Origin of the sequence: Catenuloplanes niger (genome assembly GCF_031458255.1) — a bacterium.
Classification (GTDB): Bacteria; Actinomycetota; Actinomycetes; order Mycobacteriales; family Micromonosporaceae; genus Catenuloplanes; species Catenuloplanes niger.
The window spans coordinates 8,478,935-8,505,051 of sequence record NZ_JAVDYC010000001.1 but is presented as its reverse complement, the minus strand read 5'-3'; the positions used below and the strand labels follow the sequence as shown (position 1 = coordinate 8,505,051).

The 26,117-nt window shown below is 73.0% G+C and carries 22 protein-coding genes; 7 read left to right on the top strand and 15 right to left on the bottom strand.

The window, feature by feature from the left end:
- Window positions 1–23: 23 nt before the first annotated feature.
- The 3 genes from J2S44_RS37395 to J2S44_RS37385 form a co-directional block, all read right to left on the bottom strand.
- Window positions 24–839, bottom strand: coding sequence for a MetQ/NlpA family ABC transporter substrate-binding protein (locus J2S44_RS37395; protein ID WP_310424356.1), 816 nt, complete (start codon window positions 837–839; stop codon window positions 24–26).
- A gap of 154 nt (window positions 840–993) precedes the next feature.
- Window positions 994–1,650 (bottom strand): methionine ABC transporter permease, encoded by a 657-nt coding sequence (locus J2S44_RS37390; protein WP_310424353.1) that lies wholly within the window; start codon window positions 1,648–1,650, stop codon window positions 994–996.
- The gene (locus J2S44_RS37385) at window positions 1,647–2,654 is read right to left on the bottom strand and encodes a methionine ABC transporter ATP-binding protein (RefSeq protein WP_310424350.1); all 1,008 of its coding nucleotides are present in this window, start codon (window positions 2,652–2,654) and stop codon (window positions 1,647–1,649) included. Before J2S44_RS37385 ends, J2S44_RS37390 begins: the two co-directional genes overlap by 4 nt.
- Window positions 2,655–2,854: 200 nt before the next feature.
- Between J2S44_RS37385 and J2S44_RS37380 the strand changes: the two genes are divergently transcribed.
- Together J2S44_RS37380 and J2S44_RS37375 are read left to right on the top strand one after the other, a co-directional pair.
- On the top strand, window positions 2,855–5,827 hold the full coding sequence (locus J2S44_RS37380) for an MGH1-like glycoside hydrolase domain-containing protein (RefSeq protein WP_310424347.1): 2,973 nt from the start codon (window positions 2,855–2,857) through the stop codon (window positions 5,825–5,827).
- Between the two features lie 154 nt (window positions 5,828–5,981).
- A complete protein-coding gene (locus tag J2S44_RS37375; protein WP_310424345.1) occupies window positions 5,982–7,259 on the top strand; it encodes an NHL repeat-containing protein in 1,278 nt (425 codons plus the stop codon).
- Window positions 7,260–7,331: 72 nt separating this feature from the next.
- Here the strand turns inward: J2S44_RS37375 and J2S44_RS37370 are convergent, their stop codons facing one another.
- The 5 genes from J2S44_RS37370 to J2S44_RS37350 form a co-directional block, all read right to left on the bottom strand.
- On the bottom strand, window positions 7,332–8,465 hold the full coding sequence (locus J2S44_RS37370) for a tryptophan 2,3-dioxygenase family protein (RefSeq protein ID WP_310424342.1): 1,134 nt from the start codon (window positions 8,463–8,465) through the stop codon (window positions 7,332–7,334).
- Window positions 8,466–8,629: 164 nt separating this feature from the next.
- Complete coding sequence (locus J2S44_RS37365) at window positions 8,630–9,421, bottom strand: ABC transporter permease (protein ID WP_310424339.1); 792 nt, start codon at window positions 9,419–9,421, stop codon at window positions 8,630–8,632.
- Window positions 9,418–10,353 (bottom strand): ATP-binding cassette domain-containing protein, encoded by a 936-nt coding sequence (locus J2S44_RS37360; protein WP_310424336.1) that lies wholly within the window; start codon window positions 10,351–10,353, stop codon window positions 9,418–9,420. Before J2S44_RS37360 ends, J2S44_RS37365 begins: the two co-directional genes overlap by 4 nt.
- A 42-nt stretch (window positions 10,354–10,395) precedes the next feature.
- Window positions 10,396–13,521, bottom strand: coding sequence for an AfsR/SARP family transcriptional regulator (locus J2S44_RS37355; protein ID WP_310424333.1), 3,126 nt, complete (start codon window positions 13,519–13,521; stop codon window positions 10,396–10,398).
- A 111-nt stretch (window positions 13,522–13,632) separates the two neighbouring features.
- Window positions 13,633–14,790 carry an AI-2E family transporter gene (locus J2S44_RS37350; RefSeq protein WP_310424330.1) on the bottom strand — a complete coding sequence of 386 codons (1,158 nt, stop codon included), beginning with the start codon at window positions 14,788–14,790 and terminating at the stop codon, window positions 13,633–13,635.
- Window positions 14,791–14,997: 207 nt separating this feature from the next.
- Here J2S44_RS37350 and J2S44_RS37345 point away from each other — a divergent pair, with 207 nt between their 5' ends.
- From J2S44_RS37345 to J2S44_RS37335, 3 genes are read left to right on the top strand one after another with little or no spacing between them, the layout of a single operon-like run.
- Window positions 14,998–15,189 carry a hypothetical protein gene (locus J2S44_RS37345; RefSeq protein WP_310424327.1) on the top strand — a complete coding sequence of 64 codons (192 nt, stop codon included), beginning with the start codon at window positions 14,998–15,000 and terminating at the stop codon, window positions 15,187–15,189.
- 2 nt (window positions 15,190–15,191) lie between these two features.
- Window positions 15,192–15,584, top strand: coding sequence for a class III lanthionine synthetase LanKC N-terminal domain-containing protein (locus J2S44_RS37340; RefSeq protein WP_310424324.1), 393 nt, complete (start codon window positions 15,192–15,194; stop codon window positions 15,582–15,584).
- Window positions 15,581–16,930 carry a lanthionine synthetase LanC family protein gene (locus J2S44_RS37335; RefSeq protein ID WP_310424321.1) on the top strand — a complete coding sequence of 450 codons (1,350 nt, stop codon included), beginning with the start codon at window positions 15,581–15,583 and terminating at the stop codon, window positions 16,928–16,930. Before J2S44_RS37340 ends, J2S44_RS37335 begins: the two co-directional genes overlap by 4 nt.
- A gap of 128 nt (window positions 16,931–17,058) precedes the next feature.
- Here J2S44_RS37335 and J2S44_RS37330 read toward each other — a convergent pair whose 3' ends face one another.
- Both J2S44_RS37330 and J2S44_RS37325 read right to left on the bottom strand, forming a co-directional pair.
- On the bottom strand, window positions 17,059–17,274 hold the full coding sequence (locus tag J2S44_RS37330) for a hypothetical protein (protein WP_310424318.1): 216 nt from the start codon (window positions 17,272–17,274) through the stop codon (window positions 17,059–17,061).
- Between the two features lie 92 nt (window positions 17,275–17,366).
- Window positions 17,367–17,837 carry a CGNR zinc finger domain-containing protein gene (locus J2S44_RS37325; RefSeq protein ID WP_310424316.1) on the bottom strand — a complete coding sequence of 157 codons (471 nt, stop codon included), beginning with the start codon at window positions 17,835–17,837 and terminating at the stop codon, window positions 17,367–17,369.
- Window positions 17,838–17,921: 84 nt separating this feature from the next.
- Here J2S44_RS37325 and J2S44_RS37320 point away from each other — a divergent pair, with 84 nt between their 5' ends.
- The gene (locus J2S44_RS37320; RefSeq protein WP_310424313.1) at window positions 17,922–18,791 is read left to right on the top strand and encodes an alpha/beta fold hydrolase; all 870 of its coding nucleotides are present in this window, start codon (window positions 17,922–17,924) and stop codon (window positions 18,789–18,791) included.
- 48 nt (window positions 18,792–18,839) lie between these two features.
- Here the strand turns inward: J2S44_RS37320 and J2S44_RS37315 are convergent, their stop codons facing one another.
- The 5 genes from J2S44_RS37315 to J2S44_RS37295 form a co-directional block, all read right to left on the bottom strand.
- Window positions 18,840–19,547, bottom strand: coding sequence for a hypothetical protein (locus tag J2S44_RS37315; RefSeq protein ID WP_310424310.1), 708 nt, complete (start codon window positions 19,545–19,547; stop codon window positions 18,840–18,842).
- A 111-nt stretch (window positions 19,548–19,658) separates the two neighbouring features.
- Window positions 19,659–21,209 (bottom strand): glycosyltransferase family 2 protein, encoded by a 1,551-nt coding sequence (locus J2S44_RS37310; RefSeq protein WP_310424307.1) that lies wholly within the window; start codon window positions 21,207–21,209, stop codon window positions 19,659–19,661.
- The gene (locus J2S44_RS37305; RefSeq protein WP_310424304.1) at window positions 21,206–22,279 is read right to left on the bottom strand and encodes a glycosyltransferase family 2 protein; all 1,074 of its coding nucleotides are present in this window, start codon (window positions 22,277–22,279) and stop codon (window positions 21,206–21,208) included. Before J2S44_RS37305 ends, J2S44_RS37310 begins: the two co-directional genes overlap by 4 nt.
- Complete coding sequence (locus tag J2S44_RS37300) at window positions 22,263–23,300, bottom strand: zinc-dependent alcohol dehydrogenase (protein WP_310424301.1); 1,038 nt, start codon at window positions 23,298–23,300, stop codon at window positions 22,263–22,265. The genes J2S44_RS37305 and J2S44_RS37300 overlap by 17 nt, the downstream gene beginning before the upstream one ends.
- Window positions 23,297–24,520 (bottom strand): aspartate aminotransferase family protein, encoded by a 1,224-nt coding sequence (locus J2S44_RS37295; RefSeq protein ID WP_310424298.1) that lies wholly within the window; start codon window positions 24,518–24,520, stop codon window positions 23,297–23,299. Before J2S44_RS37295 ends, J2S44_RS37300 begins: the two co-directional genes overlap by 4 nt.
- 503 nt (window positions 24,521–25,023) lie before the next feature.
- Here J2S44_RS37295 and J2S44_RS37290 point away from each other — a divergent pair.
- Window positions 25,024–25,890, top strand: a complete 867-nt coding sequence (locus tag J2S44_RS37290; protein ID WP_310424295.1) for a S1 family peptidase — start codon at window positions 25,024–25,026, stop codon at window positions 25,888–25,890.
- Window positions 25,891–26,117 lie beyond the last annotated feature (227 nt).

The window sequence follows — 26,117 nt, the reverse complement described above, 5'->3', positions numbered from 1 at the left end:
GGGCCCGCCCCCGCCGGGGGCCGTCAGAACGCGGCCACGACCGCGCCCTTGTACTTCTGCGTGATGAAGTCCTTGACCTGCGGGGAGTGCAGGAGCTTCTCCAGCTTGACGATGCGCTCGTCGGTCTCGTCGCCGGTGCGGACCACGACCAGGTTGGCGTACGGGTTGTTCTCGCCGGTCTCCAGCGCGAGCGCGTCGGTGGCCGGGGACAGGCCGGTCTCGAGCGCGTAGTTGCCGTTGATCACGGAGATCGCGGTGTCCTCGAGGCTGCGCGGCAGCTGGGCGGCCTCCAGCGCCTCGAACCTGAGGTTCTTCGGGTTGCCGGTGATGTCCGCCTCGGTGGCCTTGACGCCCACGCCGTCCTTGAGCGTGATCAGGCCGTTGGTGGCGAGCAGGTTGAGCGCGCGGCCGGAGTTGGACGGGTCGTTCGGGATCGCGACCACGGCGCCGTCCGGGACCTCGGTGAGCGCCTTGACCGTCTTGGAGTAGACGCCGAGCGGCTCGATGTGCACCGGCGTGAGCGGCGTGAACCGGTAGCCCTTGGACGCGACCTCCTCCTCCAGGTACGGGACGTGCTGGAAGTAGTTCGCGTCCAGCTGCTCGTCCTGGAGCGCGGTGTTCGGCTGGACGTAGTCGTTGAACTCGACGATCTCGATCTTCAGGCCCTCGGCCGCGGCCAGCTCGTCGCTGACGTACTTGAGGATCTCGCCGTGCGGGACGGGGCTGACGCCGATCGTGAGCGTGTCGCTGCCGCTCTCCGAGCCGGAGTCGTTGCCGCAGGCGGCCACGCCGATCAGGAGCGAGGCGGCCGCGGTGAGCGCGACCAGGGTCCGACGCATGACAAACTGCCTTCCGTTGTACGGATATCTCTGGATGAAACCGCCCGGGGATGGCGGCGTGGGGCAGGCTCCGCGGTGAGCCGACGGCGGCGCGTCCCTCCGCGCGTTCGTCGCCCGCCGCACGCGCGGGAGGGACGGCGGTCCGGGAGACGGGCTACCGGTGGGAGAGGCGGCGCACCAGCAGGTCGCCGAGGCTCTGCACGGCCTGGACGAACAGCACCAGCACCACCACGGTCGCGATCATCATCTCGGTCTCGAAGCGCTGGTATCCGTACCGGATGGCCAGGTCTCCGAGTCCGCCGCCGCCCACGGTCCCGGCCATGGCGGAGTAACCGACCAGCGCGATGATCGTGATGGTCAGTCCGGCCGCCAGGCCGGGCCGCGCCTCGCGCAGCAGGACCTTGTGGACGACCTGCCACCGGGACGCGCCGGCCGCGATCGCGGCGTTGACGAGATCGCGCGGCACCTCGCGGATCGCGGTCTCCACGATCCGGGCGAAGAACGGGATCGCGCCGATGGTCAGCGGCACGATCGCGGCGTCCGTGCCGATCGTGGTGCCGACCACCGCGCGGGTGAACGGGATGACCGCGACCAGCAGGATGATGAACGGCAGCGACCGGCCGACGTTGACGATCAGGCCGAGCACCAGGTTGACCGGCGGCGCGGACAGCAGCCCGCCGCGCTCGGTCAGCACCAGCAGCACACCGATCAGCAGCCCGCCGAGCGCGGTGATCGCCGTGGAGACACCCACCATGTAGGCGGTCTCCCACAGCCCCTCACCGAGCAGCGGCCAGATGTCCTCCCAGGTCACGCCACGACTCCCGTCTTGTCAGCGCCGGCCACCTCGGTCGGGACGCCGGTCTCGCGCAGCCAGGTCAGAGCGGCGCGGTTGTCGTCGGCGGAGCCGGGCAGCGCCAGGCGCAGCCGCCCCGCGCGGGTCGCGGCCAGGTCCTCGACCGTGCCGCCGAGGATGCGCACGTCCACCTCGAAGCGCCGGGCCAGTTCCGCGATCAGCGGCCGGTCCGCGTGGTCGCCGCTGACCGTCACGTCGACCACGGTCTGTCCCGGCAGGTCCGGCACCGGTCCGAGGCGCAGCAGTTCCGCCGCGAGCTCCGAGCCGGGCCGGGCCAGGACCTCCGCGATCCGCCCGGACTCGGTGAACCGTCCGTCACGCATGATCGCGGCGGAGTGGCAGATCCGCTTCACCACGTCCATCTCGTGCGTGATCAGCAGGATGGTCAGGCCGAGCCGCTTGTTCAGGTCGGCCAGCAGCCCCAGGATCGAGTGCGTGGTCTCCGGGTCGAGCGCCGAGGTGGCCTCGTCGGAAAGCAGCACCTTGGGGTCGCCGGCCAGCGCCCGCGCGATGCCGACCCGCTGCTTCTGCCCGCCGGACAGCTGCGCCGGATACGCGCCCGCGCGACCCTCCAGCCCGACGAGCTCCAGCAGTTCCGCCACCCGTGCGGCCCGGGCCGCCCGCGGCACGCCGGTCACCTCGAGCGGGAACGCCACGTTCCCGGCCACGGTCCGCGAGCTGAGCAGCGCGAAGTGCTGGTGGATCATGCCGATGCGCTGCCGTTCCCGGCGCAACCGCCGCTCCGGCAGCGCGGTCAGCTCGACCCCGCCAACGGTGACGGTGCCGGAGTCGGGGCGCTCCAGCAGGTTCACGCTGCGCAGCAGCGTGCTCTTTCCGGCCCCGCTGCGCCCGAGCACGCCGTAGATCTCGCCCTCGGCGACGTCCAGCGAGACGCCGTCGAGCGCGGTCACGGCCCGGCCGCGCCCGCGGTAGACCTTGTGCAGGTCCCTGATGCTGATCACTAGAGGAGTCCTGAGGTAAGGGGTGATGGGCGTTCGCCACAATACACTACTTGCCCGATAGGGTTTAGAGACTTTCAGCCCAGAGTGACGGGCGACTCACCAGAACCATTGTGCCGAGCCGGATTCCGCCGATTCGGGCGACCCGCGAAGCTGTGCCCTGCGTAACATGCACGAAATGATCGACCGTGGTTGAATGCATCATGTTCGATGCGATGCGGATCGGCACGGTGGCGCTCGTCGCGATACTCGGCACCGCACCGGCCGCGCCGACGGCCGGCACCGCACCCGCGGTTGGCGCCGCACCGGCCACCGCGCCGGAGACGGTCGGGCCGGCCGCGATCCTCGACCGCCGCGCGCTGCTCGGTGACGTGCCCGAGCCCGGGTGGTACGAGGCGAACATCCCGTTCGTGGACCTGCCGGACGCCGAGATCGAGGACACCTACTACTACCGGTGGCGCACGTTCAAGGAGGCGCTGAAGTACACCGGGCCGCGCGACGGCTGGATCGTCACGGAGTTCCTCGGCCCGGTCGGCTACTCCGCACCGTTCGGCGGCATCAACGCGGCCGCCGGGCACCACCTCTACGAGGGCCGCTGGCTGCGCGACCGCCGCTACCTCGACGACTACCTGGACTACTGGCTGTCCGGCTCCGGCGCCGGCCCGAAGCCGGCCACCGAGGCGCTCAACACGGACACCACGGACTGGGCCCACCAGTACTCGTTCTGGGCCGTGGACGCGGCGGTGGCACGGGCCGAGGTCACCGGTGACTGGCGGTTCCTGCTCGACCGGTTGCCGCGGCTGACCCGGCAGTACGAGACGTGGAAGGCGAGCCATCTCGACCCGTCGCGCGGCCTCTACTGGCAGACGCCGGTGTGGGACGCGATGGAGTACACGGCCGGCTCGTACCAGACCGAGGACCCGTACCACGGCGGCGACGGCTTCCGGCCGACGCTCAACGCCTACCAGTACGGCGACGCCCGCGCGCTCGCGGAACTGTCCCGCCGCGCCGGCGACGCCGCGGCCGCGCAGCGATTCGACCGCGAGGCCGACGCGCTCCGCGAGCGGCTCACGCAGCTCTGGGACGGCGACTTCTACAAGCACGTGCAGCGCGACGCGACCACGCCGATCGCGGACCGCGAGCTGATGGGCTACGTCCCCTGGTACTTCCACCTGCCCCCGGCGGAGAACGCGGTGGCGTGGGCGCAACTGACCGACCCGCGGGGTTTCGCCGCACCGTTCGGGCCGGCCACCGCGGAGCGCCGCAGCCCGTGGTTCATGCACGAGGCACCGGACGGCTGCTGCCGGTGGAACGGGCCGAGCTGGCCGTTCGCCACCAGCCAGACGCTGACCGCGCTCGCGAACCAGCTGCTCGACTACCCGGCACAGCCCCACGTCGACCGGGCCGACTACCAGGACCTGCTGCGCAGGTACGCGCTGACGCAGCGCAAGGCCGGCCGGCCGTACGTCGCGGAGGCGCACCACCCGGACGAGGACCGGTGGCTCTACGACGGCGCCGGGCACAGCGAGGACTACAACCACTCCACCTTCACCGACCTGGTGCTGTCCGGCCTGCTCGGCATCCGGCCGCAGTCCGGCGACACGGTCCGGATCGCGCCGCTCAACGACTACCGTCACTTCGCGGTGGAGAACCTGAGCTACCACGGCCACGACCTGTCCGTGCGCTGGGACGCGGACGGCACCGCGTACGGCCGGGGCGCGGGGTTCCGGGTCTTCGTCGACGGCCGCCAGGTGCTGCACCGCGCCACGCCCGGCGACGTCACCGTCCCGGTCGGCGCGCCGGTGGTGCCGCCGCTGCCGGAGCCGGTGGACGACGCCGCGAACCCGCGGGAGACCGGTTATCCGGCCGCGCGCGCCTCGCACACCTGGCGGGGGGACAAGCCGGTGGACGCGATCGACGGCCAGGACTTCCACCTCGACGTGCCGGCCACCCGCTGGACCAACTACGGCACCCCGCACCCGGCCGACCATTTGGAGATCGATCTCGGCGCCGCGACCGTGGTGTCGGACGTGCGGATCGTGTTCTACGACGACGGCGGGGGCGTGCGCACTCCCCCGTCGTTCACGCTGCGGTACCAGGCTGCGGACGGCACCTGGCAGGACGTGCCCGGGCAGGTCAGGTCCCCGGCGCAGCCGGTGGGCCGGGACGTGAACCGGGTGCGCGTCGATCCGCCGCTGACCACCGACCGGCTGCGCGTCGCCGCGCCCGGCGTCTTCGGCGTCACCGCGGTCCAGCTCTGGCGCGTACCCGACCCGAGCCTGACGGTCACGCTCCCGGAGACGCTCGCCGTGGACGCCGGCGAGGAGGTCGACGTGCGCGCCCGGGTCACCGCGTCCGCGTCCGTCCCGCGGGCACGGATCAGCCTGACGGCACCGCGCGGCTGGACCGTCACCGGGAACAGCGATCGCGCACGCCCGCTGCGGGCCGGGCAGACAGTCGAGACCACCTGGCGGGTACGGGTGCCGGCCGGCGCGGACCCGGCCGGGCTGCCGCTGCGCGTGCTGGCCGGCACCGGCGCCGGGGTCAGCTCCGCGCTCACCACCACGGTGTACGAGTTCGACCCGGCCGACTACCCGGTCACCGCGTGGGACGACGACTTCGGCACCGACCGGCTGGCCGCCTACCGGATCGACCATCCGGTCGCGGAGCCCTCCCCCGCGCTCGCGGTCGTGGACGGCGCGCTGACCGCGACCGCGAGCACGCGCGCGTTCGCGGTGCTCGCCGCGCCGGTCACCGGCTCGGCCGACGGCACCGCGGTCGTCGTGGAGCCGCGCGCGTTCGCCGGCTCCGAGCCGGAGGACAGCCTCTTCCTGGGCCTGTCCGGCGGGTCCGGTGACTTCGCGCTGGCCTGGTACAACCACCGGCACCGCAGCTCCGGCGCGGACGTGCGGACCGGCGGGCGCGACCGGCCGGAGGCGACCGGCGGTTGCTGCGCGGCCGTGACCTGGCGGCCCGGCGACCGCCTCGCGGTCCTGGTCCGCTGGGGGCGGCTGAGCACCTGGCTGGAGCACGACGGGCGCTGGACCCGGATCCACGACGCACCGGCCGGCGCCGCGGTCGACGCGGCCACGCTGACCTCCTGGTCGGCCGCGGCCGGGCTGCGGCTGGACGGCGGCACGATCGCGCTGGACCGGCTCACCGTCCGACACCGCTGACCCGCGCCGCCGTCGCGCGTTCACCGCCGTCACCGACCGTGTTCCCCAAGTGTCGGAACGTCCACAGTGTGTTCCGAGTGGACATTCATGGTTGCCATGATGTGCTCGTTCGACCGCCGGGGCGGGGGCCCCGGCGGCACCGAAGGGAGTTCACATGTCACGACGCTGGACAGCGCTCGCGGCCGGCGCCGTCGTCGCCGCGCTCGTCACCGCGCTGCCGGGGCCCGCGCACGCCGCGGCCCCCTCGGGCGCGCTCGACCCGACGTTCGCCGCCGCGCCCACGGACTTCGCGGCCGCGTTCGACTTCGGTGACGCCGTGGTCCCGGTCACCGGCGGCAGTGCGGTGGTGGCCGGGCGGGCCGGCTCGGCGGACTTCGGGCCCGGCGACTTCGGGCTGGTCAAGTACAGCCCGGACGGCACGCTCGACCCGACGTTCGGCACCGGCGGCCGGGTCGTCACGGACCTGTCCGGCAGCGAGGACCAGGCGACCGCCGCGATCGCCCAGCCGGGCGGGAAGATCGTGGTGGCCGGCACGACCGTCGACGCGACCGGTGACGCGAACTTCGGGGTGGCCCGCTACACGGCGGACGGCGCGCTGGACACCACGTTCGGCGGCGGCGACGGCTTCGTGACCACGAACGTCCTCGGCCACGACGAGGCCACGTCCGCGGCGATCACGCGGGACGGGCGCATCCTGGTCGCCGGCTTCACCACGGTCGACAACGACGGCAGCTCGATCGCGCTGGCCCGCTACACCGCGGACGGCGCGCCGGACACCACGTTCGGCGGCGACGGGACCGTGACCACGTCGGTCAACGGCAACGAGCACGCGAACACGGTCGCGCTCGCACCGGGCGGCCGGTTCTACGTCGGCGGCTACACCACCTCGGACGCCGGCGGGTTCGACATCGCGCTGCTGGCCTACCTCGAGGACGGCACGCCGGACACGTCGTTCGACGGCGACGGCGTGGTGACGACGCCGGTCACCGGCGACGACCGGGAGGAGATCACCGCGCTGGTCGTGCAGGCCGACGTGGTCACGGCCGCGATCGACCGCGAGTCGATGGGCGCGCAGCAGGCCCTGCTGCTGGCCCGGTTCCAGTGGGACGGCACGGCCGATCCGTCGTTCGACGGCGACGGCTGGGTGACCGGCACGGCCGGCACCGGGTCCGGCGCGGTCGCGCTGGTGACGGCCGGCACCGACCTGTTGGTCGGCACCTCGGACTGGAAGCTCGTCCGCTACGACCGGTACGGCGCGCTCCGGACCGGCTTCGGCACCGGCGGCGTGCTCACCACCGACCTGCCCGGCGAGCCGGACCAGCTGGCCGCGCTCGCCTGGGGCCGGGACGGCCGCCTCTACGCGGCCGGCACCGCAATCCCACCCGGCGACACGCTCACCGACTTCGCCGCGACCCGCTACCGGATCCGCTGACCACCGACACCGCCGTGACGGAGGCGTCCCGCACGAGTGCGGGACGCCTCCGTCACGTCACGCGGGCGCGGGTCAGCTGAACACCGGGATCTCCCGCGCCTCGGCCAGGTACGACGCGCCGCCGGTGTATCCGGTGCCGCCGGTCGCCGCGCCCAGCATGCGCACGGCCAGCCGATGGTGGGTGCGGCGCCAGACGTCCACGGCCGCGGCGAAGTCGGCCATCGCCGCACCGGCCGCCGCGCGCCCCTCCGGCGGCAGCGTCGCGGTCCGGTAGGCCGCGTCGACCGACGGCAGCCCGGTCAGCACCAGCTCCCGGATCTCCGGCACGTGGTCGTAGGCGGCCGAGCCGAGGCGCGCCACGTCCGGCCGGCGCGCCAAGCTCTCCATCAGCTTGTAGTGCCGGGACTGGATCGCGCTCGCGCCCTCGGTCCACTGCCGGAACCGGCGGAACGCGTCCACCCGCATCGTGGCCACCACCGACCAGAGTGGACTGACCTCCCGCAGCAGCGCGGCCGCGTGCCGCAACGCGTTGACCGCCGCGCAGACCGCGCCGTCGGTCAGTGCGCCGGCCGCGCGTTCCAGGTCGCGGACCAGCGCGGCGAACGCGGCCTCGAACGTCTGCAGCACCCGGATGAACAGGTACTCGTCGTGCACCACGTCGACCGGCAGCACGGTGCAGCGCAGCATCAGCCGCTGGCCGTCACTGAGCGCCGACTCCGTGGTCGCCCACACCGCGCGCGCCTCGACCCGCACGCCCGGCCCGGCCACCGGCACGGCCCAGCCGAGCCGGTCCAGCACCGGCCGGATCACCCGCAGTCCGTGCCGCAGCCGCTTGTCCACCAGCCCGTCGTCCGGCGGCATCACCGGCAGCGGGCCGGCCGGGTCGTCCGCCGCGGCCAGTTCGAAGCGCATCAGGTCGGCGACCAGCAGCACGGTCAGCAGGTCACGGTCGGCCAGGTGCGGCGCCAGCAACGGCAGCGCCAGGTAGGAGCGGTAGTCGTAGGTGCCGTCCCGCTTGTCCAGCAACACGTCCAGCAGTGTCCGGAGCCCGGCCGTCGCGTGCGGCCGGGCCTCGGACAGCGCGTCCAGCAGATCGATCGGAACCAGAGCCTTACCCCATCGCCGGTACGCGCAGAGCACCTCCGCGTAGGGGAACTCCCCACCGGACGCGGTCCACGCCCGCACCGCCGCCACCTCGGCGTTCATGATCCGTATCCCTCAGCAGGCAACGCCGGTCTACTTAGGTCAGTCAGCACGACCGAACCATATCGATCAATAAACCGTTTCGCTCGGTGATTTATCTATCACTCTCGGTGCCGATTGGGCATTGTCCAGATACGGATCATGCGAGAACATCCCGGTGCGGCGGATCAGGAACCGAGGCGGCGGTAACGGCGGATCGCGAGCGGCGCGAAGACCGCGATCAGCAGCAGCGGCCAGGCGATCGCCAGCGGCAGCGCGTGCGCGGCCGCCCAGGAGTCGCCGCCCACACCGGGGTTGCCGAACAGGTCCCGGGCCGCGGCCACGGTGGCGGAGATCGGGTTCCACTGCGAGACCGCACCCACCCAGGACGGCATCAGCTCCGGCGCCACGAAGACGTTGGAGAGCGCGGTCAGCGGGAACGCCAGCGGGAAGACGATCACGGAGACCGTGTCCGGGTTCGGCACCAGGCTGCCCATCCAGATGCCGACCCAGGTGAGCGCGAAGCGCAGCAACAGGATGAGGCCGATGCCGGCCAGCGCGGGCCCGATCCCCCGGTGCGCCTGCCAGCCGACCAGCAGCCCGCAGACGATCAGCGCGGACATCTCCAGCAGCGCGCGGACCAGATCGGCGGCGCTGCGCCCGGCCATCAGCGCGGACCGGGCGGTCGGCATCGACCGGAACCGGTCCACCACGCCGCGGTTGATGTCGACCGCGACCGCGGTGGCGGTCGCACCCAGCCCGTACAGCATGGTCATCACGAACACACCGGGGATCAGGAACTCCCGGTACGTGTCGCCGGTGACCGCCATGCCGGCGCCGAACACGTAGCCGAAGACCAGCGTGAACATGATCGGCAGGGTGAAGTAGAGGACGATCTCCTCGGGCGCGCGGGCCACGTGCGTGAGGTAGCGGCCGGTCATCACGCGGGCGTCGCCGAGGGTGTGGGCGAGCGTGCTCATGCCTGGTGTCCCGTCAGGTGAAGGAATACCTCGTCGAGGGTGGGGCGGTGGACGCCGAGGTCCACCACGGTGATGCCGGCGTCCTGCAGCGCGCGGGCCGCGTCGATCAGCGCGCCCACCCGGTCCGTGACCGGCACCCGGATCCGGCGGGTGTCCACGTCCACGTCCGCGTCCGCCGCACCGAGGATCGCGGCCGCCTTCGCCAGCGCGTCCGGCTCCCGGACCACCACCTCGAGGCGGTCCACGCCGATCACCGACTTGAGCGCGTCCGGGGTGCCCTCCGCCACCACCCGGCCGGCGTCGATCACCGAGACGTGGTCGGCGAGCTGGTCGGCCTCCTCCAGGTACTGCGTGGTCAGCAGCACGGTGGTGCCCTCCGCCACGAGGTCCCGGACGGCCTGCCAGACCTGGTTGCGGCTGCGCGGGTCCAGGCCGGTGGTCGGCTCGTCCAGGAACAGCACGGCCGGGCGGCGGATCAGGCTCGCGGCCAGGTCCAGGCGGCGCTGCATGCCGCCGGAGTAGGTCTGCGCGGACCGGTGCGCCGCGTCCGTCAGGCCGAAACGCTCCAGCAGCTCGTCGGCGCGGCGCCGGGCGGCCCGCGCGCCCAGGTGGTGCAGGCGGCCGAAGAGCACCAGGTTCTGCCGCCCGCTGAGCAGTCCGTCGACGGCACTGTACTGGCCGGTCAGCGCGATCCGCTCGCGTACCGTGCCGGGATCCTTGGTCACGTCCGCGCCGGCCACGACGGCCCGGCCGGCGTCGAAGCGCAGCAGCGTGGCGAGGATGCGCACCGCGGTGGTCTTGCCGGCGCCGTTCGGGCCGAGCAGCCCGTGCACGCTGCCGGCCGGGACGTGCAGGTGGAAGCCGTCCAGCGCGGTCGTCCGCGGATAGCGTTTGCGAAGGCCCTCGGCGAGGACCCCGGATGAAGTGGTCATGCCGGTCAGCGTGGCGGTGCGCGCTGACCGGCCGCGCACGGATCACGCACGGATCGCGTACGCGAGCGCCTCCTCCCGGGTCAGCGCGGCCCCGGCCGCGTGCCGGGCCCGGAAGACGCGCTCGCCGAGCGCCCGGCGCACCACCGCCGCCTCCGTCCCGGGCCGCGGCGGCGCGGCGCCGGCCACCTCCAGCGTCGCGCCGGTGCCGACCAGCAGCGTCCCGGCGGCACCGAGCAGCGTGGCCGCGCGTTCCGGGTCCCCGGCCCGGACCGCCAGGCCGACCAGACCCTCCAGCGCCTCACCGACCGCGGCCAGCCCGTCCGGGCCCGGGCCGACCGTGAAGATCTCGCGGAACAGGCGACCGGCCGCGGCGTCGTCACCGTCGAGTTCCGCGATCCGGCCCAGCACGGCCAAAATCGTGACCCGCACGCCGTACGAGCCGTACCAGTCGACCGGGCACTCGTCCAGCGCGGCGTGGCACAACCGGCGCGCCTCGGGCCGGTCACCGCGGCGCAACGCCAGCCGGCCGAGCCCGAGCAGCGCCGCCGACAGCAGCTCCGGCGCGCCGCACTCGCGGGCCAGCTCGGCCGTGCGGACCAGGTCGGCCCGCGCACCCTCGAGGTCGCCGGTGGCCAGCCGGCTCTCCGCGCGACCGCGCAACAGGTCGGCGGTGTCCACGGTGGATTCCAGCTCGACCGCGAGCCGCATCGCCTCCGCCATCCGCTCCTGCGCCGCGACCTGGTCACCGCGCGCGGACGCCATCTCGGCCAGGCCGCTCAGCGCCAGCATGGTGCCCCAGCGCTCGCCCAGCGCCCGGAACCCGGCCAGCGCGGCGCGGAACTCCGGCTCCGCCTGCTCCGGCGTGCCGCCGTTCAACAGCAGCAGCATCCAGCCCTCGCCGATCGCGCCGAGCGCCTCGCTCCACGGGTCGCCGGCCAAATGATCGCGCAGGTGCAGGTGCATCGGCTGCAGGCCCGCGAGGCTCTCGGCCGGCGGGCCGGACACGATCGCGGACAGGTACATCAGGAACGGCTGCGCCGGCGGGCGGGTGATCCCGGCCAGGTAGCGGCCCGGCTGCCGCTCCCCGGCCGGCGTGCCGAGCCGCGCGAACAGCACGCACAGCGCGTGCTCCTCGCCGAGCCCGTCCGGCGGCTCCGGAAGCTGCCGCAGCAGCGCGCGGGCCAGGTCCGCGGCCTCGGCCCGCAGGCCGCGCAGCCACCAGTAGAACGACAGCGCGGACAGCAGCCGCATCCCGGTCGCCGGGTCGGCGTCGCGCAGCGCCGCGTGCAGGTTGTCCCGCTCCGCGTCCAGCTCGCGCAGCGCGGCCAGCTGCCGGGGGCCGCGCAGCGCACGGTCCGCCGCGCGCGCCAGGCCCAGGAAGTACGCCGCGTGCGCGCGCCGCAGCTCGGCCTCCTCACCGGACTCGTCGCGGCGTTCGGCGCAGAACGCCCGGATCGTCTCCAGCATCCGGTAGCGGTCGCCGTCCCGCTCGATCAGCGACTTCGCCACCAGGTCACCGAGCAGGTCGACGGCGTCCGGACCGCAGACGCCCTCGACCGCGGCCAGCCGGCAGCCGCCACGGAAGACGGTGAACCGGCGGGCCAGCGCCCGCTCCGGCTCGCTGAGCAGCTCCCAGCTCCACTCGACGACCGCGCGGAGCGTGCGCTGCCGTTCCGGCGCGGTCCGGCTACCGCGGTTCAGCAGCCGGAACCGGTCGCCGACCCGGGCCGCGACCTCGCTCACCGGCAGCGCGTGCAGCCGGGCCGCGGCCAGCTCCAGCGCGAGCGGCAGGCCGTCCAGCGTGCGGCAGATCTCCCGTACCGCGGCGACGTTCTGCCCGTCCGCGGTGAAACCGGGTGACACGTGCGCGGCCCGGTCCGCGAACAGCCGCACCGCGGCCGGCTCCGGCAGACCGCCCAGCGGGCGCAGCACCTCACCGGTCAGGCCGAGCGGCTCGCGGCTGGTGGCGAGGATCCGCACACCGGGGCAGGCCGCCAGCAACCGGGCGGCCAGCGCCGCAGCCGCCGCGACCACGTGCTCGCAGTTGTCCAGCACCAGCAGCACGTCCCGCGCGGTCAGCGCCGCGGTCAGCCGCTCGGTCACGCTCGGCCCGGCATCCCGCAGGTCGCGGCTGCGCAGGCCGGTGTCGCGCAGCCCGATCGCGTCGGACACCGCGCGCGGCACGTCCGGCGCGGTCGCGGCGGCCAGCTCCACGAACCGCACCTCACCGCCGTACCGGGCCGCGCTCTCCACGGCCAGGCGCGTCTTGCCGGAGCCGCCGGGCCCGTGCAGCGTCACCAGCCGCGCGTCCGCCAGCGCGGCCGCGACCGCCCGCAGCTCGTCGTCCCGGCCGACGAAACTCGTCAGCTGCTCCGGCACGCCGTGCCGGCCGGCACCGTCGGGACGCGACGGTACGCCGGGGTCGCCTGCCGGGCCACCGGGTGCCGGACCACCCGGTGCCGGGCCGCCGAGGGCGCCGCGCAGGATCGCGGTGTGCACCGCGGACAGCTCCGCCGACGGGTCCGCGCCGAGGTCGTCCGCGAGCGCGCGGCGGGCCGTGCCGAACGCGGCCAGCGCCTCGGCCTGCCGGCCGTCGGCGGCCAGCGCACGCATCAGCAGCGCCCACGCCCGCTCGCGCAGCGGGTCCGCGGCCACCAGGTCGCGCAGGGCCCCGAGCACCGCGCGCGGTGTGCCGGCCGCCAGTGCCGACTCCGCCCAGTCCTCGACCGCCAGGCGCCGTGCCTCGGTCAGCCGGGTGACCTGCGGGGCCGCGAACGGCGCGGCGCGGACGTCCGCGAGCGGCTCACCGCGCCACAGCCCGAGCGCCTCACGCAGCAGCGCGGCCGCCCGCGGGTGATCGGCCGCCCCGAGCGCGTCGTGCCCGGCCGCGGTGAGCCGGGCGAACCGGTGCGCGTCCACCTCGTCCGGGTCGACCGCCAGGCGGTAGCCGCCACCGTCGCGCTCGACCGGCAGCGCCGCCCGCAGCCGGGACACCTGCGACTGCAGCGCGTTGGCCGCGCCCGCCGGCGGCCGGTCGCCGTAGAGCCCGTCGATCAGGTGGTCCAGCGGCACCGGCCGGCCGGCGTCGAGCAGCAGCATGGCGAGCAGCGCACGCAGCCGGGCCCCGCCGAGCGGCACCACCCGCCCGTCGCCACCCGTCGCCCGCACCGGACCCAGAATCCCGAACCGCACCCGGTCATTCTCGCCCGTCACTCGTCCGGCGCGACCCCCCGGGCGCCGCTCGACCGCACCCTCCGGTGGAGGGACCGCCCTCGACGGTCACGCCTTGACGGTGCCGTCCGTCTCCGGGGCCGGGTCGTCCGAGGCGGGCACCGGGCCCGGTGCCGAGTCGGACGAGGCCGGGTCGGGGTCCGGGCCGGGCTCGCTGAGCTGCTCGCGCAGGTAGGCCCAGAAGACCGCGACCAGCGCCGCCACCGGCACCGCCAGCAGCGCGCCGACGATGCCGGCCACGCTGCCGCCGAGCGTCACGGCGAGCAGCACCACGGCCGCGTGCAGGCCCAGCCCGCGGCTCTGGATCATCGGCTGGAAGATGTTGCCCTCCAGCTGCTGCACCACCAGGATGATCGCCAGCACGATCAGCGCGGACCAGAAACCCTCGAAGACCAGCGCGATCAGCACCGCGACGAACCCGGCGAACAGCGCGCCGACGATCGGCACGAACGCGGCGACGAACGTCAGCACCGCCAGCGGCAGCACCAGCGGCACGCCGACGATCCACAGTCCGATGCCGATGAACACCGCGTCGAGCAGGCCGACGAACGCCTGGGACAGCACGAACGAGCCGAGCGTCCGCCAGCTGCGCTCCGCGATCGTCGGGATGTCCCGGGAGAGCCGGCCGGGCAGCTGGCGGCTCAGCCACGGCAGGAACCGCGGCCCGTCCTTGAGGAAGAAGAACATCAGGAACAGCGCGAGCACGGTCGTGACCACGCCGTTCAGGACCGTGCCGACGCCACTGAGCGTGTAGTTGACGATGCTGCTCGCGCTGGACTGGATCTGCTCGATCGCGGTGTTGAACGCGTTGTCGACCTGCGCGTCACCGATGTTCAGCGGCGGGCCGGACGCCCACTCGCGCAGTTGGGTGATGCCGTCGACGACGCCCTTGGCCAGCTCCGGCCCCTGCCCCGCGACCGGCAGCACGATGCCGACGATGATGCCGGCCGCGACCAGCAGGAACAGCAGCGTGACGACGGTCGCGGCGAGCGCCGGCGGCCAGCCCCACTTGCGCAGGAGCCGGGCCGGCGGCCAGGTGAGCGTGGTCAGCAGCAGCGCCACCGTCAGGGGCCAGATGACCGGCCACGCCCAGCCGAGCAGCCTCAGCAGCACGTAACCGAACAGCATGACGACGAGCGTCTGACCGGCGACGAGCGCGGCGGTGCCCAGGGCGGATCGGCTCTTGGCCGCGTTCAGGACCTTCACCCTCGTACCATATGGGATCTCCGCTCTCACCACCCGCCGGACTCGGCGCGGACCGGCGCACGCGGTGATCCGGCTCGGGACGGCCCCCGGCAGCCCGCATCTGTCCCCCCGGGACAGATGCCCCGAGGTCGCGGACAGATCGGCGTTGCCGGTGCGACCGCGGCACGCCGGGCATCGGGGGGACAACCGTTACGGAAGGGAGCTCACATGTCAGTCGCACTGCTGTCCGCCCTGGACGAGCTGACCCCACGCACGCTCGGCGAGTTGGGCGGCGAGCCGGACGTGGCGTTCGGCGACGTCCAGGAGGCGCTGCTGTCCGCGGACCGCTGCCCGGCCACCTGCGGCCCGTGCAGCCAGGGCACCGAGTTCTGCGACGCCACCGGCCGCACGCTCTCCTGACGATGACGAGCTGGTTGTCCGCGCCGTACGTCCGGGAGCAGGTCGCCGGTGCGTACGACCACGAGTACACCGTCGCCGGCACGCCGGAGTGGACCTACGCCCGGCGGGACGTGCGGCTTCCCGAGCACGGCTGGAAGCTGCACGTCTCGGCGCGCGCCGCGGACCTGCCGGACCTGGCCGCGGTGCTGGTGCCGTACCTGCTGGCCGGCCGGCACGACTTCAAGCTCGCGGCCGGCACCGCCGCGCTCGCCACGATGAACTCCGGCTGGGAGCATCCGGCCACGGTCGGCAAGGCGTTCACCGTCTACCCGGAGCCGGAGCACGTCCGCGAGCTGGGCCGGGCGCTGGCCGGGCTGCTGCGCGGCCGGCGGACGACGCGCACGCGCTCGGCATGACGCTCGCGTTCGCCGCGACCGGCCTGGTGCCGGTGATCGTGGAGACCGAGGACGGGCTGTCCGCCGCGCGCATGTGCTCGTCGCTGACCGCGCTGCTCGGGTCGTCCGCCGGTTTCCTGCACGACCTGATCGGCGGTGACGGCCCGGTCGCGCTCGCGGCACTGCGCACGCTCGCCGCCGCACCGGTCACCACCCAGACCGGACCCACCCGAGGGTACGGCCGGCGACCGTACCCGGACGTACCCGCACTCCGCCGTCACGTACTCGGGATCATCCGCGACCAGGCACCGGCGCGGGTGCTGCGGGCGCCGGAGTCGGCGTACGCGTCGTTCGACGCCACGCTCTACACCGGCAGTGCCGGGCTCGGCCTGGAGCTGCTGCATCATCGGGACGCACCCGCCGTACCGCCGCTGCTCGAAGCTCTTCTCGACCACGCGGCGCGCGCCACCCGGCGCTCCCCGCGCCCACCGGGCCTCTATCTCGGCTCCACCGGCACGCTGCTGTTCCGCGCCCGGACGGGTGCGGCGGACGCGGCCGCGCCGGACCGGCCGTTCGACACCGCCGACCCGCACGACGACATCATCAGCGGCATCGCCGGATGCGGCATCGGGCATCTGCTGCGCGGCGACCGCACCGCGGCCCGCGCCTGCGTGGACTCGCTGCTCGCGGCCGGGCCGATGCGGCTGTCCGTGACCGGCACGCCGTCACCGAGCACCGAGCCCGCGGCCGGCTACGCGCACGGCACCGCCGGGGTGCTGGACCTGCTGCTGAAGTACGTGGCCGCGACCGGTGACCCGGTGGTGCGCACCGAGGCCCGGCACCGCGCGGGCACGCTCGCGCACACCGCCGCGGACCTGATCGTCCGGGCCCGCCGCCCCGGCGCCGTGCCGCTCGCGGTCTCCTGGTGCCAGGGCCTGTCCGGCATCGGCCGCACGCTGCTGCACGCCACCACCGTGCTCGGCGCCGCCACGGACGGCGGCGAACGCGGCGACGCGCGCTTCGCGGAGCTGGCGCTGGCCGCCGCGGAGGTCTGCGTCGACTGGATCCCGCGCATGCAGAACCCGGGCCAGTGCTGCGGCCTGGCCGGCGTCGGCACCTACCTGATCGACTGCGCCCGGCACACCGGCGACTCCCGTTGGCTCGACGCCGCCCACGACGTGGCCCGTCAGCTGCTGCGCCGCAGCCACGGCCCGGACGACGCGCCCCGCTTCGTCGACCTGGACCGCCAGGACGCGCCGCTGTCCTGGTCCGCCGGCTACACCGGCATCCTGACCTTCCTCCGCCGCCTCGACGACCCCGCCGCACCGGACCTGCTGGAACCGCCCGCACCGAGCCCGGCCCGCTGACGCCCGGGCCGCTACACGCCGGGCCGCTACACGCCGGGCCGCTTCAGATGCGCCGGGTCGGGCCGGACGCGCCGGGCCGCGCGGCCGGCGGGCGCCGGGCCGGCGGGCGCCGGGCCGGCGGGCGCCGGTCAGCCCTCGTGGCCGAGCAGCTTCCGCAGTTCCGCGTGCATGCTGACCACCTCGATGCGCGCGTCCAGAAATCCGCGCCGGTAGTCCGCGCCGGTCTCCGGGTGTTCCGCCAGGTCAGCGTCCCGGCGTCCCTCCAACGCGTCGACGCGGCCGGCGTTGTAGGCCAGCAACGCGTCCTCCATGGCGATCCCCCTCGTGACGACGACGGCAGTCATTCTGCCCGCCCCGGTCACGCCCGCCACCCGGCATTTCGGCGGTCCGGGCATCAGCCGGACGACCCACCGCTGTCGGACTCCCGACACGGTCCTCAGCCGACGGTGCGCCGCGCGCGCTCGTAGTGACGGCGCGCCTTCAGCTTGTTGCCGCAGGTCGCCATCGAGCACCAGCGTGCGCTGCCGGACTTGCTGCGGTCGAGCAGGAACAGCTCGCACTCGTCGTTCGCGCACGGCCGCAGCCGCCCCGGCGCGGTCCGGTGCAGCTCGTCCCAGGCCAGGACCGCGTCGACGACCAGCGCGTGGGCGCCCCGGGCGTCGACCGCCCACTCGACGCCGTCCGCGGTGACGGACGGCACCGAGCGCACGCCGTCGAGCAGCGGCGCCAACGCGGTGACCGGCCGCCGGCCGCGGATGACGTCCTGGAGCAGGTCCCGGGCGGTACGCAGCCGCCGCCGGTCGTCGTCCGTCAGGTCCGGCCACGCCTCGTCGAGCCGGTCCGTCCGTACCCCGTCGATCACGGGTGTGGTGTTGAGCAGTGTCAGCAGGAACTCGGCATCCGCCATCTCTAACCCCCATGAGCCTCTTGACAGGTTACCGCACGCAATGCTTCGCTCTAACTATCAAAGCTTGTTATGGAGGTTAGAGAGATGCCCGAGATCCACCACCGGTACGCGACCGTCGACGGCCGGCGCCTCTTCTACCGCGAGGCCGGCGACCCGGCGAAGCCCACGTTCGTGCTGCTGCACGGCTTCCCGACCAGCTCGCACATGTTCCGCACGCTGATACCGGCGCTCGCCGGCGACTTCCACGTGATCGCGCCGGACCACCTCGGCTTCGGCCTGTCCGACGCGCCGCCGGCCGGCGAGTTCGACTACTCGTTCGACGCGCTCACCGACCTCACCGAGGCCCTGCTCGACCGGCTCGGCGTCGACCGCTACGCGATCTACGTCCAGGACTACGGCGCCCCGATCGGCTGGCGCCTCGCGCTGCGCCGGCCGGCGGCGATCACCGCGATCGTCAGCCAGAGCGGCAACGCGTACGAGTCCGGCCTGGTCCCCGCGTTCTGGGCACCGGTCCGCGACTACTGGGCCGCGCAGACCCCGGAGACCGAGGCCGGCGTGCGCGGCGCCCTGACCCTCGACGCGATCCGCTGGCAGTACCTGCACGGCGTCCCGGACGAGACCCTGGTCGACCCGACCACCTGGTGGCACGACGTCACGCTGATCGGGCGCCCCGGCAACGACGAGATCCAGCTCCGGCTGTTCCTCGACTACGCCACGAACCTCGCGCTCTACCCCCGCGTGCACGACTACTTCCGCACCACCGGGGTCCCGCTGCTCGCCGTCTGGGGCCGCCACGACGAGATCTTCGGCCCGGCCGGCGCCCAGGCCTTCACCGCCGACCTCCCGAACGCCGAGATCCACCTCCTCGAGGGCGGCCACTTCCTCCTCGAGTCCGCCCTCGACGAGACGGCCACCCTGATCCACCGATTCCTCACCACCCACCTGCCGCACTGAATCGCGCGCGGGTGGCGGCCGGACCAGGGGGCCGGCGCGTCGTCGGGGTCAGGCGAGGAGTTTCTCGCGCATGGTCTTGCCGGGGTTGAACTGGCCGACGATCTGCTGGCCGGTGGGCAGGAAGACGTCGACGGTGTGGTTGCGGCGCATCAGTTCGCGGACCGGCCTCGGCAGCGGTGGCTCCTGCGGCATCGCGTTGCGGATGTCGGTGGCGGTCTGGACGAGCCGCTCGGCGAGCATCGCGGAGTCCGCGTCGACCCGCACGCGCCCGAACTCCCACCCGCAGATCAGCAGGTCGAGGGTCTCGAAGACGTGGGTGAGCGTGGCGTAGGAGTCGGTGACGTCGACGAAGCGGTGCGCGTTGCGGCCGATGACGGTGGCGGCGGCCTGCACGTGGATGTAGGGGTGCAGGCCGCAGGGCAGCGCGAACAGCGGCCACTGCAGCGCGTGGCCGGCTTCCTTCCACAGTGACCGGTAGTTGCGGCGGTCGACGATCAGGCGGTGGCCGCTGCGGCGGTAGATGTCGGCGCACTGCGCGGCGAGCGCGTCGTTGGCCGTGTCGGCGAACTCGCGCAGGATGGTGGCGGCCACCATCAGGCCGTCGTCGCCCTGCAGGTACGGGCCGACCGCGGCGGCCTGGTCCGGGAAACGGCCCTGCACGTGCGCGCCGAAGCCCTGCCGGACCTGGGCGAGGATCTGCGCCTGCTGACCGAGGTCGTGCTGGACCTTCCGCTTACCAAGACCGAAAAGTCGCATCTGCCCTCGTCTCGACCGCGCCGGTAACCGAAGGTCATGTTAACGAAGATCACCACGACCGGTCTCGGCGCGGGTCCGGAATCCCCCGGGGACTCCGGACCCGCGGAGCGGTCAGGCCGTGACCAGGCGGCGTGACCCGCCGCGGGCGACGACCGCGTCGTACAGCTCGGCCGGGGTGAGCGCGGCGTACCACGGCTCGCCGGGCGCCCGCTCGTACCGTTCCATCGAGATCAGGAACGCCAGCGCGTATCCGGTGCTGAGCGCGATGAACGCGCCGGCCCAGGCCGCGATCGCGACGTGCTCGCCCTGGATCAGCCGCACCACCGCGAGCGTGAGCACCGCGATGCCGGCCAGCGTGTACAGCCGGTAGGTGTTCTTCAGCGAGGTGCTGGAGGTCCGGTCGGTGCGCTTGACCGTGACGCCGAACTTGCGGTCGTTGCCGACCAGCGCCTTCAGGGCCGAGATCATCGGTACGGTGTCCGCCACGCCGAACGCCTCGCTGTGGAGCAGGTGGTAGTGGCCGCGGCCGAACACCACCACGATCCACACCGACACGACCGTGAAGGCCAGGAAGGCAAAACCGTACTGGCTGTACGGTCCGGTGACCGGTGCGACGCCGGTGATCAGCGCGGCCAGCGGGGCCAGCAGGTAGAGCACACGCGTCGGCCCCTGCAGGTGCGTGATCATCGCGCTGAAGTAGTTGAGCCGCTGCCAGCCGGTCAGGCCGCGCACCCGCAGCGGCGAGTCCGGGTGCCGGAACAGCAGGCGCAGGCTGCCGGCCGCCCACCGCCGCCGGGTCCGGTAGTACTCGCGCAGGTTCTCCACCTCGAGGCCGTACGCGAGCGACTCACCCAGGTAGATCGACTTCCAGCCGCGGGCGTGGATGCGCAGCGACGTGTGGATGTCCTCGGTCGGCGTGTCCGGGGCGAACCCGCCGGCCGAGTCGATCGCGGCCCGGCGCAGCATCGCGGACGTACCGGTGTAGATCGCGCTGTTGGTGTAGTTCTTGGTCGGCTGGATGCCGCCGTAGAACATGCCCTGCTCGTGCCACCCCTTCTCGCCGCGGAACGTGAACGACTCCTGGTTGTAGAAGCTCTGCGGCGACTGCACGAACCCGACGCGCGGGTCGTCGAAGTAGCCGACGGTCCGCTCGACGAACTCCGGCAGCGGTATGTGGTCGGCGTCCAGCGTGACCACGAACTCCGCGTCCGTGAACCGCAGCCCGTTGTTGAGGTTGCCGGCCTTGGCGCCCTCGTTCGTGGTCCGCGCGACGTAGCGGGCGCCGTGCCGGGCCGCCATCTCGCGCACCTCGGGCCGGTCGCCGTCGTCGAGCACCAGCACGTCCCGGACGCCACGCACGCGCATCGCGCCGATCACCGTGGGTTCGAGCACGAGCGGCGGCTCGTTCGCGGTCGGGATCAGGATGTCGACCGTCGCCACCACCTCCTCGACGGTACGGGGTGCCGCGCTCGCCGCCCTGCGCAGCGTGAGCATGAAGCAGATCGAGGTGAGCACGCCGAACAGCTCGATCAGCCAGGCGGCCGGGCCGTACCAGACGGTCCAGTTGACCACCGCGGTCCGCCACACCACGAACGCGGTGGCGAGCGCGAGGAACGTCCAGAACAGCGCGGGGAACCAGCGCGGGTCACGGTGCACGATCACGACGGGACCTCCTCGGTCACGGTGCGGGCGACCCGGTGCGCCTCGGCGCGCACCAGGCCGGTGAAGCGGCTGCCGAGCCGGAGCACCGGCGGCAGCAGGCGGGCCTCGGCGATGCTGTGGTCCTCGTAGGGCAGTGCCAGGCCGACGATCGGGAACCGTTCCCGGGCCGCGGGCCGTGGGTCGTCGTCGGGCACGCCGACGGTGAGCACGTCGCCGGGTTCGAGGACCACGGACAGCCGGGCACCGCCGAGCGCGCGCAGCAGCTCGGGGTAGGCCGCGTTCGCCTCGAAGTCGCCGAGCGCGCAGGCCAGTTCCACGTCGTGGCCGGGCCAGCGGCGCAGGAAGTACCGGTAGTTGGCGGCCTCGGTGCGCCGGTTCGCCGCGACGTCGCGCACGTGCGGCAGGTGCACGCCGTACAGGTCGCGGCCCATCACGATCGGGGTGCCGGACCGGCTGACCCGGTAGGCCCACTCCAGGTCCTCCACGCCGTACCCGGTGAAGGCCTCGTCGAAGAACGGCGTGGCGTCCCGGCGCAGCGCGATCAGCGCGGTCCAGGCGAACGACCACGGGATCACGTGCGGCGTGTGCAGGCGCGGGTCCGCGTCGACCACGTCCTGGGCCTGGAGGTCGTCGAGCACCTTGCGGTAGTGCTCCCACGGCTGCGCGACGACCGACGTCACGTCGCCGGTGTTGTTGTCGTAGTCGAGCATCTGGCCGACCACGCAGACGCGCTGCCCGTACCCGAAATGGCGGCGGTAGAGGTTTTCCAGCGCCCGGGACGGGAGCGTCATGTCCACGTCCATCAGCACCACGACCTCGCCGGTGGCCTGGCGCAGTGCCAGGTTGCGGGCCTCGCCGACCTTCCACGGCGCGGCGGAGAGCACCGAGACGATCTCCAGCGCGGGCGTGAACTCGCGGCAGATCGCCACGTACTCCGCGCTGTACTCCATCGCGCCGATCACGACCTGCGGGGCGAGCGTCTGCTCGGCCAGCGAGGACAGTGCCAACCGCAGGTTGTCCGGCCGTCCCCGGTACGGGATGACCACGCTGATCTCAGGCAACGTGCTCACCCGGCATCAGCAGCACCTTGCAGCTCGCCTCCGGTGCCGCGCCCACGGCCCGGGCGTCGATGTCGCAGCCGAGCGCCGCGAATCCCTTGCGGTAGTCGGCCAGCGGCACCGTGTGGCTGATCAGTCGCTGCGCCGGGACCCGGCCGGAGACGATCAGGTGGAACGCCTCCTCGAACGAGCCGTGCAGCGAGTCGATCGAGCCGATGATGTTCAGGCTGCGGTCGCCGATGAGCATGGTGTCGATCGCGGCGACCCGCTCCTTGAGCCCGATCGACATGAACGTGCCGCCCGGCGCCATCCGCGGCAACAGCTCCTCCAGGAAGTGCGAGGTGGTGTCGACGACGATGTCGAGGTCGTTCTCCCCGTCCAGGCCGGCCGTGATCCGGCTGCCGGCCGGCAGCCGGTCGCGGGCGAAGTCGAGGCGGGCCGGGGACCGCTCGACCACGGTCGGGTTCAGGCCCTTCAGCGACAGCATCCAGGCGTAGAGCAGGCCGAGCGGGCCCGCGCCGATCACGTAGGTGTTCATCGCCAGCGACGTCGGCTGGATCTTCCGCACGCCGGTGACGACGCAGCTGAGCGGCTCGGTCAGCGCGGCCGCGCGCAGCGGCACGTGGTCCGGGACGCGGTGCACGAACGCGGACGTGGTCCGGTACCGCCCGGCGAACGCGCCGTCGTAGCTGACGCCGCTCTCCGTGCCGTGCTTGCCCACACAGTGGTTGATCCGGCCGGTGCGGCACATCCGGCAGCGCCCGCAGTACGGCGTCGGGTTGATCACCACGCGGTCGCCGGGCGCGATCGTGGTGACGCCCGCGCCGACCTCGGCCACGACCCCGGAGGCCTCGTGGCCGAGCGTGACACCGGGGACCGCGACCGGGTAGGCGCCGGAGACGATGCCCAGGTCGGTGCCGCAGATGCCGCAGTAGGCGATGTCGACCACGACGTCGTCGTCGCCGGTCACGTGGAGGTCCGGCACGTCCGCGAGGTCCACGTTCCAGGCCGATCCGTATCTGAGAGCCTTCATGACCCCTCCTCGGTGAAGGTGTGCAGTGCCGCGCGGAGACGGACGAGCAGCTCGTCGACCTGCTCGGGCGTGATGATCAGGGGTGGCCGGACCTTGACCGCGCGGCCGAAGCCGTACCGGCTGCCGCGCATGATCAGGCCGTGCCGCCGGGCGATCGGCAGGAACCGGTGCACCGCGTCCGAGTCCGGCAGGTCGAACGCCTGCATGAGCCCGACGCCGCGCGGGTTGGAAACGGTTACATAGTCGCGCTCGAGAGCGCGCAGGCCGTCCAGCAGCGGCTGCTCCACGGCGGTCACGTTGTCCAGCACGTCGTGGTCGCGGATGTAGCGGACCGTCTCCTCCAGCGCGGTCAGCGACAGCGGGTTCGCGCCCGCGGTGCTGGAGTGCTCCCACGGCTCCAGCACGTCCAGCTCGGGCCGCATCAGCACGCCCGCGACCGGGATGCCGATGCCGCCCGCGCCCTTGGCGAACGTGATGATGTCCGGTCGCAGCTCGCGCGCGACGCCGGTGGAGGCGAAGAACGTGCCGGTGCGCCCGAAGCCGGTCTGCACCTCGTCCGCGATGATCAGGATGCCGAGGTCGTCGCAGACCCGGCGCAGCTCGCGGAAGTAGCCGTCCGGCGGCACCAGGTTGCCGCCGTTGCCGAGCACCGGCTCGATGATCAGTGCGGCGATCCGGCCGCTGGACGCGTACTCGGCGAAGTCCGCGACCCGGGTGGCGCAGAGCAGCCCGCACCGGTCCGGCGTCTGGCCGAAGAAGCAGTTGGCGCAGTCCGGCGCCGGCACCTTCACCGAACCCGGGAACGGCAGCGTGAACGACCGGTGCCGGAACGCGTTGCCGGAGATGCCGGTCGCGGCCACGGACTGGCCGTGGTGGGACAGGAAGAGCGAGAAGACGTCGGTGTTCCCGGTGGCCTTCTGGGCGATCCGGATCGCGGCCTCGTTCGCGGTCGAGCCGGTGATGTCCCGGAACCAGAACGCGCCGATGTGCGGCGGGAGATATTCGCGCATCGATTCAAATATGCGCGCCGAGGCGTCCCGCGTGTGCTCGGACGTCAGGTGGGCGAGGCGGTCCAATTGCCGGTGAAGTGCGTCGACAACCTCTTTGGCGGAATAGCCGAGCGAAACGTTGAACGTGCCGGACGCGCAGTCGATGTACTGCTCGTCGTGTGCGGTCAGATAGATCCCGTTGCCGGTGTACTCGGCGAGATGCGAGCTCAACGGACGGCCCCCTCTTTCGACTTTCGCGCAGGATTTACCGGTGGTTAACCCGGACGTGCGGGCACCACGACATTCCGGACAATGTGCTGGCAGAACCCCCTGCTCCCCCATCATGGAAACGCTCCCACGCCAGCACATCCGCCCGCCGGGGCGTGGTGTGGTGGCGATGAACCCACAGTGCCCCGCGCTTTTTGCATTGGCAATAGTGCGCACTTCTGAATCGACGCCTGTAAATCACATGCGAACGCCGACCAGCAACGCCGCCCGCAAATACACCGATGTGCGCTGAGTCACTGGGGAACGTGCGCCTCTCGGCGACATTTCCGCCCGCACAACCGAATATGACGGCGCGATTTCACTGTCGTCCACGCGACAGCCGGCATCGGGTCATACCGCCGGAGTCATGGTCAAAGTGATTTATTGACACCCATAAACCCCGATGCGAGGGTACGCACGGGCGGTCCACCCCCGAGCCGTCCCCGTTCCCGCGGAAGGACTCCTCCATGCAGCTTCGACGGACACTCGCGCTCGGTGCCGCCGCGATCGCCGCCGTCCTCTTCGGTCCCGCCGGGCCGGCGGAGGCCGCGCCGGCCCGTCCCGCAGCCGCCGGGCCCGCACCCGCGGCGCCCGCGCTCGCCGCACCCGCCACGCTGGCCTCGACCATCGCGCTCAACAACTGCTCGGCGTCGCTGGTGCGCTACCCCACCTCGGCCGGCGGCGACCGCGCGATGATGCTGACCAACGGCCACTGCTACGAGGGCGGCTTCATCGGCTCCGGCACCGTGCTGCGCAACGTGTCCAGCACCCGGCAGGGCACGCTGCTCGACGCGAGCGGCGGCGCGCTCGGCCGGGTCCGCGCCGACCTGGTCCTCTACGCCACCATGACCGGCACGGACGTCGCGCTCTACCGGCTGAACACCACGTTCGCGGCGCTGCGGAGCCAGTACGGCGCCACGCCGCTCACCATCTCCGGCAGCCGGACCGCCGCCGGCACGTCGATGTCCGTCCCGTCCGGCTACTGGAAGCGCGTCTGGAACTGCACGGTGGACGGTTTCGTCCCCACGCTCCGCGAGGACCAGTGGTCCTGGCGGGACTCCATCCGGTACGACGCCGGCTGCGACACGATCGGCGGCACGTCCGGCTCGCCGATCGTCGACGACGCCACCGGTGCGGTGATCGGCGTCAACAACACCGGCAACGAGTCCGGTGGCCGCTGCACGCTCAACAACCCGTGCGAGGTCGCGGCGAACGGCACGGTCACGGTGCTCCGAGGCCGCGGCTACGGCCAGCAGACGTACTGGTTCACCACGTGCCTGACCTCGTCCCGGACCATCGACCTGACCATCTCCGGCTGCCTGTTGCCGCGCTGACCCGGCGGCCGCGCCCGCATGCGCGGGCGCGGCCCGCATCACCCGGGAGCCGGAACCTGCCACGGATTCCCCGTACCCGTGATACCGTCGCTTCGTTGCAGTTTTGATTTCCGTAGACGTTGCGATGTGTGAATCGACAGCGCCGGTTGGGCATCCAGACGGACCCGACAGGCGCTTTCTTCATATCCGGGCTCTCCCGGGCGGGCAATCCGAAACGGCAACGCGAG

Excerpts from the sequence above, each read along its gene's own strand:
- J2S44_RS37395 (WP_310424356.1), bottom strand. The coding sequence starts at position 839 with ATGCGTCGGACCCTGGTCGCGCTCACCGCGGCCGCCTCGCTCCTGATC.
- J2S44_RS37380 (WP_310424347.1), top strand. The coding sequence starts at position 2,855 with ATGTTCGATGCGATGCGGATCGGCACGGTGGCGCTCGTCGCGATACTC.
- J2S44_RS37375 (WP_310424345.1), top strand. The coding sequence starts at position 5,982 with ATGTCACGACGCTGGACAGCGCTCGCGGCCGGCGCCGTCGTCGCCGCG.
- J2S44_RS37370 (WP_310424342.1), bottom strand. The coding sequence starts at position 8,465 with ATGAACGCCGAGGTGGCGGCGGTGCGGGCGTGGACCGCGTCCGGTGGG.
- J2S44_RS37365 (WP_310424339.1), bottom strand. The coding sequence starts at position 9,421 with ATGAGCACGCTCGCCCACACCCTCGGCGACGCCCGCGTGATGACCGGC.
- J2S44_RS37360 (WP_310424336.1), bottom strand. The coding sequence starts at position 10,353 with ATGACCACTTCATCCGGGGTCCTCGCCGAGGGCCTTCGCAAACGCTAT.
- J2S44_RS37345 (WP_310424327.1), top strand. The coding sequence starts at position 14,998 with ATGTCAGTCGCACTGCTGTCCGCCCTGGACGAGCTGACCCCACGCACG.
- J2S44_RS37340 (WP_310424324.1), top strand. The coding sequence starts at position 15,192 with ATGACGAGCTGGTTGTCCGCGCCGTACGTCCGGGAGCAGGTCGCCGGT.
- J2S44_RS37335 (WP_310424321.1), top strand. The coding sequence starts at position 15,581 with ATGACGCTCGCGTTCGCCGCGACCGGCCTGGTGCCGGTGATCGTGGAG.
- J2S44_RS37330 (WP_310424318.1), bottom strand. The coding sequence starts at position 17,274 with ATGACTGCCGTCGTCGTCACGAGGGGGATCGCCATGGAGGACGCGTTG.
- J2S44_RS37325 (WP_310424316.1), bottom strand. The coding sequence starts at position 17,837 with ATGGCGGATGCCGAGTTCCTGCTGACACTGCTCAACACCACACCCGTG.
- J2S44_RS37320 (WP_310424313.1), top strand. The coding sequence starts at position 17,922 with ATGCCCGAGATCCACCACCGGTACGCGACCGTCGACGGCCGGCGCCTC.
- J2S44_RS37315 (WP_310424310.1), bottom strand. The coding sequence starts at position 19,547 with ATGCGACTTTTCGGTCTTGGTAAGCGGAAGGTCCAGCACGACCTCGGT.
- J2S44_RS37300 (WP_310424301.1), bottom strand. The coding sequence starts at position 23,300 with ATGAAGGCTCTCAGATACGGATCGGCCTGGAACGTGGACCTCGCGGAC.
- J2S44_RS37290 (WP_310424295.1), top strand. The coding sequence starts at position 25,024 with ATGCAGCTTCGACGGACACTCGCGCTCGGTGCCGCCGCGATCGCCGCC.